General features: G+C 54.8%; 15 protein-coding genes. 7 read left to right on the forward strand and 8 right to left on the reverse strand.

All coding sequences use genetic code 11. The annotated features are described in order from the left end of the window. From GA0061070_RS08000 to GA0061070_RS08010, 3 genes are all read left to right on the forward strand, one after another. Nucleotides 1-332, forward strand: a 332-nt coding sequence (locus GA0061070_RS08000) for an IS3 family transposase (protein WP_139109739.1), incomplete at its 5' end; no start/stop codon positions are given. A gap of 62 nt (nucleotides 333-394) precedes the next feature. Beyond that, on the forward strand, nucleotides 395-910 hold the full coding sequence (locus tag GA0061070_RS08005) for a hypothetical protein (protein ID WP_090135140.1): 516 nt from the start codon (nucleotides 395-397) through the stop codon (nucleotides 908-910). Nucleotides 911-1052: 142 nt separating this feature from the next. Then, the gene (locus GA0061070_RS08010) at nucleotides 1053-2030 is read left to right on the forward strand and encodes an AEC family transporter (protein ID WP_090135142.1); all 978 of its coding nucleotides are present in this window, start codon (nucleotides 1053-1055) and stop codon (nucleotides 2028-2030) included. Between the two features lie 68 nt (nucleotides 2031-2098). Here GA0061070_RS08010 and GA0061070_RS08015 read toward each other — a convergent pair whose 3' ends face one another. From GA0061070_RS08015 to GA0061070_RS08050, 8 genes are all read right to left on the reverse strand, one after another. After that, nucleotides 2099-2893: an SDR family NAD(P)-dependent oxidoreductase gene (locus GA0061070_RS08015; protein ID WP_090135144.1), complete on the reverse strand. Its 795-nt coding sequence runs from the start codon at nucleotides 2891-2893 to the stop codon at nucleotides 2099-2101. A gap of 169 nt (nucleotides 2894-3062) precedes the next feature. Beyond that, the gene (nikR, locus tag GA0061070_RS08020) at nucleotides 3063-3461 is read right to left on the reverse strand and encodes a nickel-responsive transcriptional regulator NikR (RefSeq protein WP_090135145.1); all 399 of its coding nucleotides are present in this window, start codon (nucleotides 3459-3461) and stop codon (nucleotides 3063-3065) included. Further along, entirely contained in the window at nucleotides 3449-4234 is a 786-nt protein-coding gene (gene nikE, locus GA0061070_RS08025) for a nickel import ATP-binding protein NikE (protein ID WP_090135146.1), read from the reverse strand. Before nikE ends, nikR begins: the two co-directional genes overlap by 13 nt. Then, on the reverse strand, nucleotides 4231-4995 hold the full coding sequence (gene nikD, locus GA0061070_RS08030; protein ID WP_090135148.1) for a nickel import ATP-binding protein NikD: 765 nt from the start codon (nucleotides 4993-4995) through the stop codon (nucleotides 4231-4233). The genes nikE and nikD overlap by 4 nt, the downstream gene beginning before the upstream one ends. Continuing rightward, nucleotides 4995-5828 (reverse strand): nickel ABC transporter permease subunit NikC, encoded by an 834-nt coding sequence (nikC, locus tag GA0061070_RS08035; RefSeq protein ID WP_090135150.1) that lies wholly within the window; start codon nucleotides 5826-5828, stop codon nucleotides 4995-4997. Before nikC ends, nikD begins: the two co-directional genes overlap by 1 nt. Continuing rightward, the gene (gene nikB, locus GA0061070_RS08040) at nucleotides 5828-6769 is read right to left on the reverse strand and encodes a nickel ABC transporter permease subunit NikB (protein ID WP_090135151.1); all 942 of its coding nucleotides are present in this window, start codon (nucleotides 6767-6769) and stop codon (nucleotides 5828-5830) included. The genes nikC and nikB overlap by 1 nt, the downstream gene beginning before the upstream one ends. Beyond that, complete coding sequence (gene nikA, locus GA0061070_RS08045; RefSeq protein ID WP_090135153.1) at nucleotides 6766-8334, reverse strand: nickel ABC transporter substrate-binding protein; 1569 nt, start codon at nucleotides 8332-8334, stop codon at nucleotides 6766-6768. The genes nikB and nikA overlap by 4 nt, the downstream gene beginning before the upstream one ends. A gap of 118 nt (nucleotides 8335-8452) precedes the next feature. Then, nucleotides 8453-9310 (reverse strand): LysR family transcriptional regulator, encoded by an 858-nt coding sequence (locus GA0061070_RS08050; RefSeq protein WP_090135154.1) that lies wholly within the window; start codon nucleotides 9308-9310, stop codon nucleotides 8453-8455. 98 nt (nucleotides 9311-9408) lie between these two features. Between GA0061070_RS08050 and GA0061070_RS08055 the strand changes: the two genes are divergently transcribed. From GA0061070_RS08055 to arnA, 4 genes are all read left to right on the forward strand, one after another. Further along, a complete protein-coding gene (locus GA0061070_RS08055) occupies nucleotides 9409-9915 on the forward strand; it encodes a phenolic acid decarboxylase (protein WP_090135156.1) in 507 nt (168 codons plus the stop codon). Nucleotides 9916-10341: 426 nt separating this feature from the next. After that, complete coding sequence (arnB, locus tag GA0061070_RS08060) at nucleotides 10342-11478, forward strand: UDP-4-amino-4-deoxy-L-arabinose aminotransferase (protein WP_090135158.1); 1137 nt, start codon at nucleotides 10342-10344, stop codon at nucleotides 11476-11478. 1 nt (nucleotide 11479) lies between these two features. Next, complete coding sequence (gene arnC / locus GA0061070_RS08065) at nucleotides 11480-12463, forward strand: undecaprenyl-phosphate 4-deoxy-4-formamido-L-arabinose transferase (RefSeq protein ID WP_090135160.1); 984 nt, start codon at nucleotides 11480-11482, stop codon at nucleotides 12461-12463. Beyond that, nucleotides 12460-14439 (forward strand): bifunctional UDP-4-amino-4-deoxy-L-arabinose formyltransferase/UDP-glucuronic acid oxidase ArnA, encoded by a 1980-nt coding sequence (gene arnA / locus GA0061070_RS08070; protein ID WP_090135162.1) that lies wholly within the window; start codon nucleotides 12460-12462, stop codon nucleotides 14437-14439. Before arnC ends, arnA begins: the two co-directional genes overlap by 4 nt. Nucleotide 14440 lies beyond the last annotated feature (1 nt).

Here is a 14440-nt window from a genome sequence, read left to right on the forward strand (position 1 = left end):
GTAATCCTCTAAAACAGGTGATGGTTCATTCAGATCAGGGCAGTCAGTACACAAGTCATGAGTGGCAGTCATTCCTGAAATCACACGGCCTGGAGGGCAGCATGAGCCGTCGCGGTAACTGTCACGATAATGCGGTTGCAGAAAGCTTTTTCCAGTTGCTGAAACGCGAACGGATAAAGAAAAAGATCTACGGAACACGGGAAGAAGCCCGCAGCGATATTTTCGATTACATCGAAATGTTTTATAACAGTAAGCGTCGGCATGGTTCGAGCAATCAGATGTCACCGACAGAATATGAAAACCAGTATTATCAACGGCTCAGAAGTGTCTAGATTATCCGTGGCGATTCATTCAATAATGGTATTGAGAGCTTTGAGAGGTTAAATTAATATAAATGATAACTAAAAAGAAAAATTGGATTATTTCGTTAATGAAAAACGATATTGACTTTTCGAGATTTCTTAATGAATTCAATGAAGCGTATGGGGAATTAGATATATGCAACGAACTTATTTTAGCCCGTGAAGCGAGGGATGGTGAATTCGTTGATCTATTGCTATATCTTGCTGCTGTGATAAGTTATGAGTTCAAGCGCATAGATGTCCTAAATGATTTAATTACAGATGATTGGCATGAAAAGCATGAAGAATTGGTTAGATTATTGGATTTCTATAAGAGTGCGTCAAGTGTAAATTCCCTATGCGAAGCAGCTTTATTAAAGCTCAGTTATCGTGATTATGATGAAGATTTCGTGTTGGCAGATAAATGTATAAGAGTTCTGGCAAAAATAAATAATAAAGATGCTATTGAAAAATTAAAGTTACTTAGCGCTGCTAATAATGATGCAATAGGTAATAGCGCAAAGAAACAATTAAGGACGTTGGGAGTAATTTTAAGTCCCCCGTTTTAGTTCCACGCCCTTTTTTGAGATTTCCAGGTGTAAACCATTTATCACAAAACGGGCGCCAGGCGAGCAGACGTACACAAAACCATCCTCTATACTGCGGAAAACAAAAAGAAAATTACGTTTATCGATATCAACAGGGTAAGGGATGGATACAGCTGAATTTTTCGGCCAGCTTGCGCAGCAACTGCTGCTCTCTGCGCCGCTTTTTTTATTGATTGCGCTGGGGTATTCACTGGGGCGCTTTGCCGGCTGGCCGGAATCGGTCAACGAGGGGTTAAACCGCTTCTGCTTTAACGTAGCGATCCCCTGCATGCTATTCAAAGTAATGAGTAAATTCTACGAAAGCCCGGCGGTAGACGTGCGGCTGCTGATTGCTTATTTCGGCACCTGCTTTGTGATCTACATTATCGGGCGGATCCTGGCGAAAGGGCTGTTCCGCCTGGATTCGGTTTCCGCCTCGGTGTTTGGCCTCGCGGGCATTTTCTCTAACAACGTGATGCTTGGCATTCCGGTCGCGGTGATCCTGCTTGGCCCGGCGAGCCTCGCCTCAGTGGCGCTGGTTTTGGTGTTTAACAGCCTGATCCTGTGGACGCTGGTCACCGTGTCGGTGGAGTGGGCGCAGAACGGTAGCTTCTCGCTGCGCGGAATTGGCAAAACGCTGCTCAGCGTACTGCGTAACCCGATTATCATCGGTATCTTCACCGGCTTTGCCTGGAGCTTTCTGCTGCATCGCCCGGTTCCCACCTTCCTCGACAGCCCGGTCAGCATGGTGGCGCAGGTGGCCGCGCCGCTGACGCTGATCACCCTCGGCATGAGCCTGTCGCGCTATCAAATCCGTAAAGGGCTGCGTGAAAGCGGCGCCATCTGCCTGCTGAAGTTGATCCTGATGCCAGGGCTGATTTGGGCAATAGCGTATCTGCTGCATCTTCCGCGGCAGGAAAGCCAGGTGGTGGTACTGCTAGGCTCAATGGCGGTGGGGATCAATGTCTATCTGATGGCGCAAAAGTTCCATGTATTGCAGGGTGCGACGGCAACCAGCATGCTGCTTTCCACGCTATTCTCTACCGTGACGACGCCGCTGTTTATGATTTTGATGGCGCACTTCTACCCCAACTGGCCCTGAAGATTATCTCTCTTTCGCCTTCCCGGTAGCCGGTTAAAACGGCTGCCGGGTATTGGGCAGCCACGGACTCAGACAATATCGTCCACCACGCCGCCATCGACGCGCAGTGCAGCGCCGGAAGTGGCTGAAGCCTGTTTTGAGCAGACGTAAACCACCATGTTTGCTACCTCTTCGACGGTAGCCGCGCGCTGGATCACCGAACTCGGGCGTTGCGCCATTACAAACTCTTTCGCCAGCGTTTCCAGAGATTTACCGGTTTTCTCGATTTCGTCTTTCATCATATCGGCAAAACCGTCCGACATCGTCGGCCCCGGCAGCACGCTGTTAACCGTCACACCGCTACCGGCGACGAATTTCGCCAGCCCGCGCGCCAGCGAGAGCTGCGCAGTTTTCGTCACTCCGTAATGAATCATATCCGCCGGTATATTCAGTGCCGATTCCGAAGAGATAAACACCACGCGGCCCCAGCCTTTTTTCACCATACCCGGCAGCAGCGCGCGGGAAAGGCGCACGCCGGACATTACATTGGTCTGCCAGTATTTTTCCCAGGTCTCATCATCGGTAGCGTAAAAATCCTGCGGGCCGTAAATCCCGGCGTTGTTGACCAGAATGTCGGCCTCCGCCGCCGCTTTCAGCAGCGTTTCCACACCCTGCGCCGAGCTGAGATCGGCAATCGCCGTGCGCAGACGCGCGCCTGGCACTTGCTTCGTCAGCGCCTCTTTCGCCTTATTGACCGACCCTTCGCTGCGTCCGTTCAGGATCACTTCCGCGCCGCTCTGTGCCAGACCTTTCGCAATTGCAAAGCCGATCCCGCCCGTTGAGGCGGTGACCAGCGCAACTTTATCGTGCAGCTCAATCTTCATCGTCTGCTCCTTGCCAGTTGGATTTTACGAATAACTAAGGCTAGCACCTATGCCGCAGAGCTGTTGTTAATTGTTGCGCTATGGCGCGTGGAGGCTGGCACCGTTAAAAGCGATCCACCTGGCGCTGCGCCAGACGGAGCAATTTTTCACCCCGCGTTACGCGGTGTAGCTATTCCTCGGTCAGGCACTGCAAATGGCCGTGGCGCACGCCGCGCTGGGCAATCACATCGTCGGCGAAATGCTGCACATCGCCCATTTTGCCTTTCAGCACGGCGATCTCCAGACAGTCGTCGTGACTGATATGCACATGCAATGTAGCGACGGAAAGCTCGTGATGGTGATGCTGCGTGGCGACAATACGGCTCGCCAGATCGCGCTTTTCATGTTCATAAACGTAGGAGAGCACGGCATAGCCCTGCTGCTCGCTGTTCTGCGTGGATTCCTGCGTTAGCGCACTGCGCAAAATATCGCGCAGCGCCTCCGAGCGGTTGTTGTAGCCGCGCTGCTCGCTCAGGTTATCCAGCGTTTCCAGCAGATCATCGTCAAGGGTAATGGTTACACGTTGCATGGCGCTCTTCTTTGTCGTGGTGAAGGGAAGGCGGGTAGCACCGCCTGTTGTAATGCCTGGCCTGCCGTGGAGGTAAAGCGCAGTGGCGCGGCGACCTCCACGATTTCAACAATGGTGCCGTTTTCCATCACCATCACCCGCTGGCAAAAACGTTCGACCAGCCGCAGATCGTGGGTGATAAACAGGCACGCCTGACCGGTGCGCTGTTGCAGGCGCTTCAGCAGCGCAATCATCCCGGCTTGCAGCACGCCATCAAGGCTGGAGACCGCTTCGTCGAGGATCAATAACCCTGGCTCTACTGCCAGCGCACGCGCCAGGCAGACGCGCTGAAGCTGGCCGCCGCTCAGCTGCGGTGGACGCTTATGCTGCAACGCTTCATCCAGCTCGACATCTTCCAGTAACTGCGCAATACGCGCCTGCTGCTCCGCTCTGTTAAGCGCCAGCAAATGGCGCAGCGGCTCAAGCAGGATCTCGCGCACTGTGTGACGCGGATTTACCGCGCTGAGCGGATCCTGAAACACCATCTGAATATCGCGGCGAAACGCTTTACGTGTGCGGCCATTAAGCCGGGAAAGCGGCGCGCCCTGCCAGAAAATTTCACCTGCGTGCGGCGCTTCCAGCCCGACCAGCAGCCGCGCCAGCGTACTTTTGCCGCAACCGCTGCGTCCGAGTAGCGCCACGGTTTCGCCGCGTTTAAGTTGCAGGGAGAGATGCTGTAGCACTGGCTGTTGCTGGTAGTGATGCAATAAGCGATTGACCTCAAGAATATTCATTGTGTCAGCTCCATGCCGTACAGCGCCAGATGCGCCGCGACTAACTGCCGGGCGACCGGATGCTGCGGTGCTGTAAACAGTGTCGTCACCGGGCCACGTTCGACAATTTTCCCGTTATCCATTACCGCCACATCATCGGCCAGACGGGCGACCACGCCCATATCATGCGTCACCAGCAGCATGCCTGGCTGGCGCTGTTGTACGATTCCATCGAGCAGATCGAGGATGTGTGCTTGCGCCACAGCATCGAGATCGGTAGTGGGTTCGTCAGCGATAATAAAGGGTGCATCGCTGAGCAGCGCCATGGCAATCATCATGCGTTGCAACATGCCGCCGCTCATCTCAAAGGGATAACATGCCAGTACGCGCTGCGGCGCTTCAAGCCCGACGCTGTGCAGTGCAGCAATTAACGTCGCGTTATCGGCGGGTTTACCGAGTGCCAGGCAGGTTTCCCGCGCGTGCGCGGCCATCGTGCGCAGGGGGTTAAAGGCACTGCGCGGGTTTTGCATCACTGTGGCGACGGTGACGCCGCGCAAAGCCTGCGGACTGACGGGTTGTGCATCCAGCCGCAACTGGCCGCTTATCTGCCGCACGCCAGCAGGTAACACGCCGAGTGCTGCCGCGCAGGTCAGTGATTTACCGCTGCCGCTGCCGCCAACCAGTGCCAGCACACGTCCGCGTTGCAGCGTCAGCGAGACCTCCTGTACCAGCGGCCTTTCGGCATGCAGAGTGAGACTCTCCAGAGACAGTTGTTCAGGCATCAGTGTGCGTGCTCCGTAACCAGATGAGGATCGAGATGGTCGCGCAGGGCGTCGCCCAGCAGATTAAACGCCATCACGCTGATAAACAGCGCCAGCCCCGGCCACAGCATTTGCAGGGGCTGCGTCCAGATAAACTGACGCGCATCGTTGATCATCACACCCCATTCCGGCGTAGGCGCGGTCACGCCAAGCCCGAGAAACGACATGCCCGCTACGTGCAGCATCATATGACCGATATCCAGCGTCGCCAGCACCAGTAACGAGGGCACTATCGCGCCCGCGAGATGATCGCGAAACAGCGGCAGATAGCCCGCACCGCTTAGGCGCGCCGCCAGTACATACTCCCGGCTGCGCAGGGAGATCGCCAGACTGCGCACCATGCGCGCGTACCATGCCCAGTGGGAAAGGGCGATGGCGATAATCACATTGGTCAGCCCGGTGCCGAGCACGCCGACCATAAAAAACGACAGGATCGATGTGGGGAAAGTCATGAAAATATCCGCCACGCGCATAATCGCCTGATCGACGCGTCCACCCAACAGCCCGGCGCAGCCGCCTGCAGCAAGCCCCAACGCCAGCACCAGCAGCAGGCAAATCATCACCGAGCCGAGCGACACACGGGTGGCGGCCAGCAGCCGGGAGAAGATATCGCGCCCGAGGTGGTCAGTGCCGAACCAGTGCTGGCTGCCGGGCGGCAGCAGGCGCGAAGGCAGGTCAATGGCCTGCGGATCGAACGGCACCCACCACTGGCAGGTCAGCGCAATCACCAGCAGCAGGAGCAGGATCAGCATCGCTCCACGTACCGACCAGCGTGCAGTAAGAAAAAAGTGCATCAGTGCGCTCCTTCATGATGGCGAATGCGGGGATCCAGAGCGGCGCTCAGCAGATCTACCACCAGGTTGCACAGAACAAACACCACGACCATTACCAGCGTAAAGCACTGGATCACCGGGTAGTCACGGTTAAAAATGGCCGACACCGCATAGCGGCCAATACCGGGCCAGGCGAAGATGTTTTCGATGATCATCGTGCCGCCAATCAGTTCGCCAATATGCATGCCCAGTGCGGTGATCACCGGTAGCCCGGCGTTACGTAAGATATGCCCGCGCTCGGTCTGCTTTTCGTTTAAGCCACGCAGCCGCGCCCAGGTGACATGGCGCTGGCCCGCCGCTTCCAGCATGCTGGCGCGCAGCAGACGGGCGTTGATCGAAAGCGACATCAGCGCAATCGACAGTGCAGGCAAAATCAGGTGTTGCCAGCCACCATAACCCAGTGCAGGCAACCATTGCAGGTACACTGAGAAGAACATCACCAGCAAAAAAGCGAGCCAGAAGTTGGGCATCGACACGCCGAGAAAGGCAATCGCGCGCACGATAAAGTCCGGTAAGCCGTCGCGATGACGCGCGGCCAGGACGCCGAGCGGAACAGAGATGAGCAAAATCAGCGCTAACGCCGCACCCGCCAGTTGCAATGTGGCGGGTAGAAAGTGCAGCACGTCATCCAGCACCGGGCGCTGGGTGGCGTAGGAGATGCCGAAGTCGAGGTGCAGCGCGCGCCATAACCAGTGGAAATATTGCACGGCCAATGGTTGATCGAGACCAAGCTGCGCCCGCGTAGCAGCAATCATCTCCGGCGTTGGTGGCAGGCTGGAAAGGCGCAAATAATCCATTGCCGGATCGCCAGTACCAAGGCGCAGTAGCAGGAAAATCACCACCGATGCGGCGAGGATCATCGGGATCAGGATGAGCAAGCGACGGAGTAAATAGCGGCTCATTGCACCGTCCCCGGCGAAATCTGATCGAAGGGGATCTCAGACGCAATCGGCGCGAACGGGATCACACCCAGTTCCGGTTTCGCCACCACCATCGTCGATACATAGCTGATCGGCAGATAAACTGCATCGTTGTGCAGACGTGTGAGAATATCGCGGTACAACGCCTGGCGCGCGTGTTCATCGCGGGTGGTCAGCACCTCGCTGATCTCGCGGTCGATGATTGCTTTATCTGCCAGGCCGCGCTGTGCCTGGTAATCAGCATGGGACGGTACGCGCATGGAACTCATAAAGGCATGCGGATCGTACGGCGCACCCCAGCTACGGTTGAAAATCATACCGAAACGGCCATCGCGCTGACGGGCATAAATGCTGCTCTCCTCTTCACCCACCAACGCCACCTCGACGCCCACCTGATGCAGATCGGCCTGGATAATCTCCGCCATCGACTTGCTCAGCGCATCGGTGCCGATAAACGCCAGTTCAATATGCAGCGGCTGGCCGGCTTTTTCACGGATGGTTTTCCCGGCGGGCAGCGTCCAGCCAGCGTTTTCCAGCAATGCCCGCGCCCGATCCGGCGAGTAGCTGCGGGGTTTTAGTCCAATACTGGCGTAAGGCACCGTTGGTGCAAACAGGGTGTCGGCGATTTGTTGCGTGCCGTAGAGCGCGCCATCGATCAGCGTTTTTTTATCTACCGCGTAGTTCAGCGCTTCACGCACCGCCAGTTCACTGGTTGGTGCGCGCGTAGAGTTAAGCGCCAGCATCACTGTTTCTACCGGTGCGGAAAGCTGCGTGCGCCAGACCGGGTTATGGCTAAAGCGGGCGAAGGTATCCAGTGTCAGCAGCCCTTCGTTGCCGTAGAGCAGATCGATGTCACCCGTTTCGAACGCCACTGCGCGGCTGGTGGCGTCGGGGATCACCTTAATAACGACTTTGCCGATAGCCGGTTTTTCGCCCCAGTAACGTTCGTTACGTACCATTACGTCATATTGATTGAGTCGGGATTCCTGTAACACCCACGGCCCGGTGCCGATCGGCGCGATAATGCCGTTCATAGTGTGCTGGTTTTTAAACTGCGACGGGGCGATAAAGCGAAACGGTCGGGGCAGGGAAAGTTCTTGCAGAAACGGATAGTAGGCGCTTTTGAGGGTGATTTGTAACTGGCTGGAGTTCAGGGCTTTGACGTCAGTTATCTGGTTTACCAGCTCCAGCCAGGCATGGCGCTGGCGGTTCTCCAGCACCGCGTGGAAGTTCTCTGCTGCGGCCTCGGCATTAAACGGCTCGCCGTTGGAGAACAGTACGCCGTCGCGTAGGGTAAATACCCAGGTTTTGCCATCCTCCGAGTGTGTCCACTGCGTGGCCAGCCAGGGTTTTACGCTGCCGTCAGCCTGATATTTTACCAGCGGTTCATACACCATACTCTGGGCGAACATCTGGTTCGGTGTGTAAAGGTGTGGGTTGAGCGGGCCAACATTCACCGGCCAGGCTGTGGTCAATGTTGGTAGCGCTGCTCTGACGACAAAGGAGGCGCATAACAGCAGCGCGGCGGCATGGCGAAAGAAGGACACGTTGAATTCCCTGACGAAAGTCGGTGGAGAGAAGGTGTGACGATTTTATTTATTCATCATACTCATGGCCTGTTCTGGATCAAAAGCCATGCGGATTATATGGATTTATTGTCGGGCGCTATGCCTTAAATAGCTGCAACAGAAGCTCAACCTGTTCATCCAGCGGCACAAGGTCTTTTTTTACGATCAGATGCAGCGGTGTAGCGCGTCGTATACCGTGGCTGAGCGGCAGCACTTTCAGCACGCCGTTTGTCAGCAATGTCTGGATGCGCTCTTCCGGTAGCCAGCCATAGCCGACCTGATACTGTACGGCTTCTATCGCCGCATCGATGGTGGAAAAGGTCCATGACTCCTGCGCGCTCTGGTTTTGCCGGGCATCGCTCTCGGCAATGCGGATTAATGGCCACTCGGCCAGCATCTCTTCGCTCACCTGTTGCGCTGCGCCCAGTGGGTGATCGCGGTGCGCGACGGCGACAAAATCAATATTCATCAGCCATTCACCGCGCCCGGTGGTGTCCTGGCGGCGGGTCAGCACCATCACATCCGCCTGTGCATATACCGGCAGATCGTTAGCGGCGTTTTCCAGTACCTCGGTCAATCGTACCTGAGTTTGTGGATAGCGCTGCTGGAACTGGCGCAGGATGGCGAACAGGCGTGCGCGGGGAAAGATGTTATCCACTACCAGATCCAGACGGGTGCGCATGCCATTACGCAGCGTTGCCGCGCGGGTTTCGACCCAGTCGAAGGCTTTGAGCAGCGGTTTAACCTGATTGAGCAGCAGTTCTCCAGCGGGTGTCAGCACCGCGCGACGCCCTTCTTGTACCAGCAATGCAACCCCCAGCCTTTCCTGCAATAGCGCCAGGTTGTAGCTCACTGATGACTGGCTACGGTGTGTTTCGTCGGCGGCTTTCGCAAAGCTCCCCAGTTCCACTACTTTTTGCAGCAGCGTCCATTGTTCCAGCGTGGTCTTGTGCATAACTCATCTAAAAATTGAATGAATATGATGTAAATATAGCGTTATTCATTGGATTTTTACGAGCGTAGGATCATCTTATCGAACAGAGGAGATTAAAAATGAGCATTTTTGATAAACATGATTTGAGCGGTTTTATCGGCAAACATCTGGTTTATACCTACGATAATGGCTGGAATTACGAGCTCTACGTGAAAAACGGCGAAACTATCGATTACCGTATTCATAGCGGCATCGTGGCTAACCGTTGGGTGAAAAACCAGCGTGTGTATATCGTTCGTGTAGGGGAAAGTATTTATAAGATTTCCTGGACTGAACCGACCGGCACGGATGTAAGCCTGATTGTCAACCTCGGCGATCGCCTGTTCCACGGCACTATCTTCTTCCCGCGTTGGGTGATCAACAACCCGGAAAAAACCGTCTGTTTCCAGAACGATCACATTCCGCTGATGGAGTCTTACCGCGCGGCTGGCCCGGCCTATCCGACTGAAGTGATTGATGAATTCGCCACTATTACGTTTGTGCGCGATTGCGGTGAGAATAACGATAGCGTGATAGACTGTGCCGCCAGCGAATTACCGGCTAATTTTCCGCAGAATTTATCCTGATTGATTATTCAGATAAATATATTTAAACAGTAACGATAGAAATAATTATTTGCGTAATAATCTTAACTTTTTCTATTTTGTTGATGTATTGTTTAAATAGCAACGAAAACGCCTTTGTACACAGTCGGAGGCGTTAATTGTTTCGTTTTTTTGACAACAGTCACAGACTGAATGTCTCGCCTGCCTATTTAACTTATTGTAAAATAAAATTTTTTATAATTGTTAAATTTGTCGCTTCCCTGATTTCTTAATCTTGTCCTAATATTCCTTTGGTAACATACCCAGATCAATGTGAATGCTGATTAACGCATAAAAAAATGTGCAGTTATTATATTGTGGTTTAACATTCATCCGCCATTTTACTCACTAGTCGCAAAGTGCCTTTGCGACTGTCTGTTTATGCGTCTTTGACGCCAAGGAAAAAAGATGAGTGATTTTTTACCGTTCTCGCGCCCGTCGATGGGGGATGAAGAGTTCGCAGCCATTCAGCAAGTGCTCTCTTCCGGCTGGATCACGACAGGTCCGAAAAACCAGGCACTGGAAGAAGCTTTTTGCACGCTGACCGGCAACCGCCATGCGATTGCAGTGAGTTCGGCGACAGGCGGAATGCACGTCACGCTGATGGCGCTGGGGATTGGTGCGGGCGATGAAGTCATCACCCCGTCGATGACCTGGGTTTCCACTCTCAACATGATCGTCCTGCTGGGCGCGACGCCGGTGATGATCGATGTCGATCGCGATACGCTGATGGTCACGCCTGAAGCGGTTGAAGCGGCGATTACGCCACGAACCAAAGCCATTATTCCTGTCCATTATGCGGGCGCGCCTGCCGATATTGATGCCATTCGCGCCATTGGCGAGAAGCACGGTATTCCGGTCATTGAAGATGCAGCGCACGCGGCCGGAACTTACTACAAAGGCCAGCATGTAGGTTCGCGCGGTACGGCGATTTTTTCTTTCCACGCTATTAAAAACATGACCTGCGCTGAAGGCGGGTTAGTGGTGACGGATGACGAACAACTGGCCAACCGTATTCGCAGTCTGAAATTCCACGGGCTTGGCGTGGACGCCTACGATCGGCAGACCCACGGCCGCGCGCCGCAGGCGGAAGTTATCTCTCCTGGCTTTAAATACAACCTGGCCGACATCAACGCCGCCATTGCGCTGGTGCAGCTTGGCAAGTTGCCAGCGGCTAATGCTCGTCGCCAGGAGATTGCTCAACGCTATTTACACGAACTGTCTGATACCCCGTTCCAGCCGCTGGCGCTGCCGTCATGGCCGCATCAACACGCCTGGCATCTGTTTATTATTCGCGTTGACGAACAACGTTGCGGTATTTCCCGCGACGCACTGATGGAAACCCTGAAAGCGCAGGGCATTGGCACTGGCCTGCATTTTCGCGCGGCACATACGCAAAAGTACTACCGCGAACGCTTCCCGATTGTTTTACCCAATACGGAGTGGAACAGCGCGCGTATCTGTTCCCTGCCGCTTTTCCCGGATATGACCCATGACGACTCAACCCGCGTCATTGATGCGCTCAGAAACATTGCAGGGCGCTGATATGTTTACCTTACCGCTTGTCGAAAAAGTTTCCGTGGTTATCCCGGTTTACAACGAGCAAGAGAGCCTGCCAGAGCTGATTCGCCGTACCACGGCGAGCTGCAATCTGCTGGGCATTGATTACGAAATTCTGCTGGTCGATGACGGCAGCAGCGACAACTCCGCGCAGATGTTAACTGCTGCGGCTGAAGAGCCAGGCAGCCATGTGGTTGCTGTGCTGCTGAACCGCAACTACGGGCAGCACTCAGCAATCATGGCCGGTTTTAACCATGTCACCGGCGATCTGATTATCACGCTGGATGCCGATCTGCAAAACCCGCCGGAAGAGATCCCACGTCTGGTGGCGAAAGCCAATGAAGGTTATGACGTGGTCGGTACCGTGCGCCAGAACCGCCAGGACAGCCAGTTCCGCAAAATGGCGTCACGCACCATTAACCGCCTGATTCAACGTACCACCGGTAAAGCAATGGGCGACTACGGTTGCATGCTGCGCGCTTACCGTCGCCATATTGTCGATGCTATGTTGCACTGCCACGAGCGCAGCACATTTATCCCGATCCTCGCCAACACCTTTGCGCGCCGGGCGGTTGAGATCCCGGTGCAGCACGCCGAACGTGAGTTTGGTGATTCGAAATACAGCTTTTTGCGGCTGATCAATCTGATGTACGACCTGGTGACCTGCCTGACCACTACGCCGCTGCGCTTGCTAAGCGTCTTCGGTAGTGTGATTGCGCTGGCGGGCTTCTCACTGGCGGTATTGCTGGTGGTGCTGCGTCTGGCGTTTGGCCCGCAGTGGGCGGGGGAAGGGGTGTTTATGCTCTTCGCCATTCTGTTCACCTTTATCGGCGCGCAGTTTATCGGCATGGGGCTGCTTGGGGAGTATATCGGCCGTATCTACAACGATGTGCGCGCCCGTCCCCGCTACTTTATTCAACGTGTTGTTCGTCAAGAATCTGATGATTCGCAAGAGGAAAAAAATCAATGAAAGCCGTAGTTTTTGCTTACCACGATATGGGATGTGTTGGTACACAGGCGTTACTGGATGCCGGATTTGAGATTGCGGCGATTTTTACTCACCCTGACAACGCGAACGAAAACCACTTTTTTGGCTCCGTGGCACGCATTGCCGCTGAACGTGGCATTCCGGTCTATGCACCGGATGATGTTAACCATCCGCTGTGGGTTGACCGTATTCGCGACCTCAATGCGGATGTGATCTTCTCGTTCTACTACCGCGACCTGCTGTCCGACAACATCATCAATACTGCGCGTCTTGGCGCGTTCAACCTGCATGGCTCCCTGCTGCCAGCTTATCGTGGTCGCGCACCGCTGAACTGGGTGCTGGTGAATGGTGAAACGGAAACCGGCGTCACTCTGCATCGCATGGTCGCTCGGGCCGATGCGGGCGCGATTATCGCGCAGCAGCGTGTGGCAATTGCGGAAAATGATGATGCCCTCGCGTTGCACCGTAAGCTGTCCGAGGCGGCAAAAGCGATGCTGAGTAGCGTGCTGCCAGACATCAAAGCGCAGAGCTTCAGCGAAACCGCGCAGGACGAGAGCAAAGCAAGCTATTTTGGTCGCCGCACGCCGGAAGATGGCCGTCTTGACTGGGAAAAACCGGCACAGACGCTGCAAAACCTGGTGCGCGCTGTTTCCGATCCGTGGCCGGGCGCCTACAGCTTTGCCGGTACCCATAAATTTATCGTCTGGAAAGCCCGTGTACGTACCGACCTCAGCCCGGCCCGCGCAGGCACCGTGCTGTCTGTTGCGCCGCTGATCGTTGCCTGTGGTGAAGGCGCGCTGGAAATTTTGACTGGCCAGGCCGACAACGGCGTTTATATGCAGGGCGCGCAACTGGCGCAGTCGCTGGGGCTGGTCGCTGGCGCATTGTTGACCAGTAAGCCAGTGGTGGCGATAAAACGCCGTACCCGCGTGCTGATCCTTGGCGTGAACGGCTTTATCGGTAACCATCTGACCGAGCGTCTGCTGCGTGACGACAATTACGAGATCTACGGCCTGGATATCGGATCGGATGCGATCAGCCGTTTCCTTGGCAACCCGCGCTTCCACTTCGTCGAAGGCGATATCAGCATTCACTCCGAGTGGATCGAGTATCACATCAAAAAATGCGACGTGGTGCTGCCGCTGGTGGCGATCGCTACGCCGATCGAATACACCCGTAACCCGCTGCGCGTGTTCGAGCTGGATTTCGAAGAGAACCTGAAAATCATCCGTGACTGCGTGAAATACAATAAACGCATCATTTTCCCGTCGACATCCGAAGTATACGGCATGTGTACCGACAAGAATTTCGACGAAGACAATTCAAACCTGGTGGTCGGCCCGATCAACAAACAGCGCTGGATTTACTCGGTATCGAAGCAACTGCTCGACCGCGTAATCTGGGCATACGGCGACAAACACGGTCTGAAATTCACCCTGTTCCGTCCGTTTAACTGGATGGGGCCGCGCCTGGATAACCTGAACGCTGCACGCATCGGTAGCTCCCGCGCCATCACCCAGTTGATCCTCAACCTGGTGGAAGGTTCGCCGATTAAGCTGATTGAAGGCGGTAAACAAAAACGCTGCTTCACCGATATCAGCGACGGTATCGAAGCGCTGTTCCGTATTATCGAAAATAAAGATGGCCGCTGCGATGGCGAGATTATCAACATCGGTAACCCGGATAACGAAGCGAGCATCAAAGAGCTGGCCGAAATGCTGCTGGCGAGCTTTGAGAAACACCCGCTGCGCGATCGTTTCCCGCCATTCGCCGGTTTCCGCGAAGTGGAAAGCAGCAGCTATTACGGCAAAGGTTACCAGGATGTAGAACATCGCAAACCGAGTATCCGTAACGCTAAACGCTGCCTGCACTGGGAACCGACCATCGATATGCGTCAGACCATTGACGAGACGCTGGATTTCTTCCTGCGCACTGTCGAACTGACGGATGAGAAATAAG

The sequence above is a fragment of the Kosakonia oryziphila genome (assembly GCF_900094795.1).
Classification (GTDB): domain Bacteria; phylum Pseudomonadota; class Gammaproteobacteria; order Enterobacterales; family Enterobacteriaceae; genus Kosakonia; species Kosakonia oryziphila.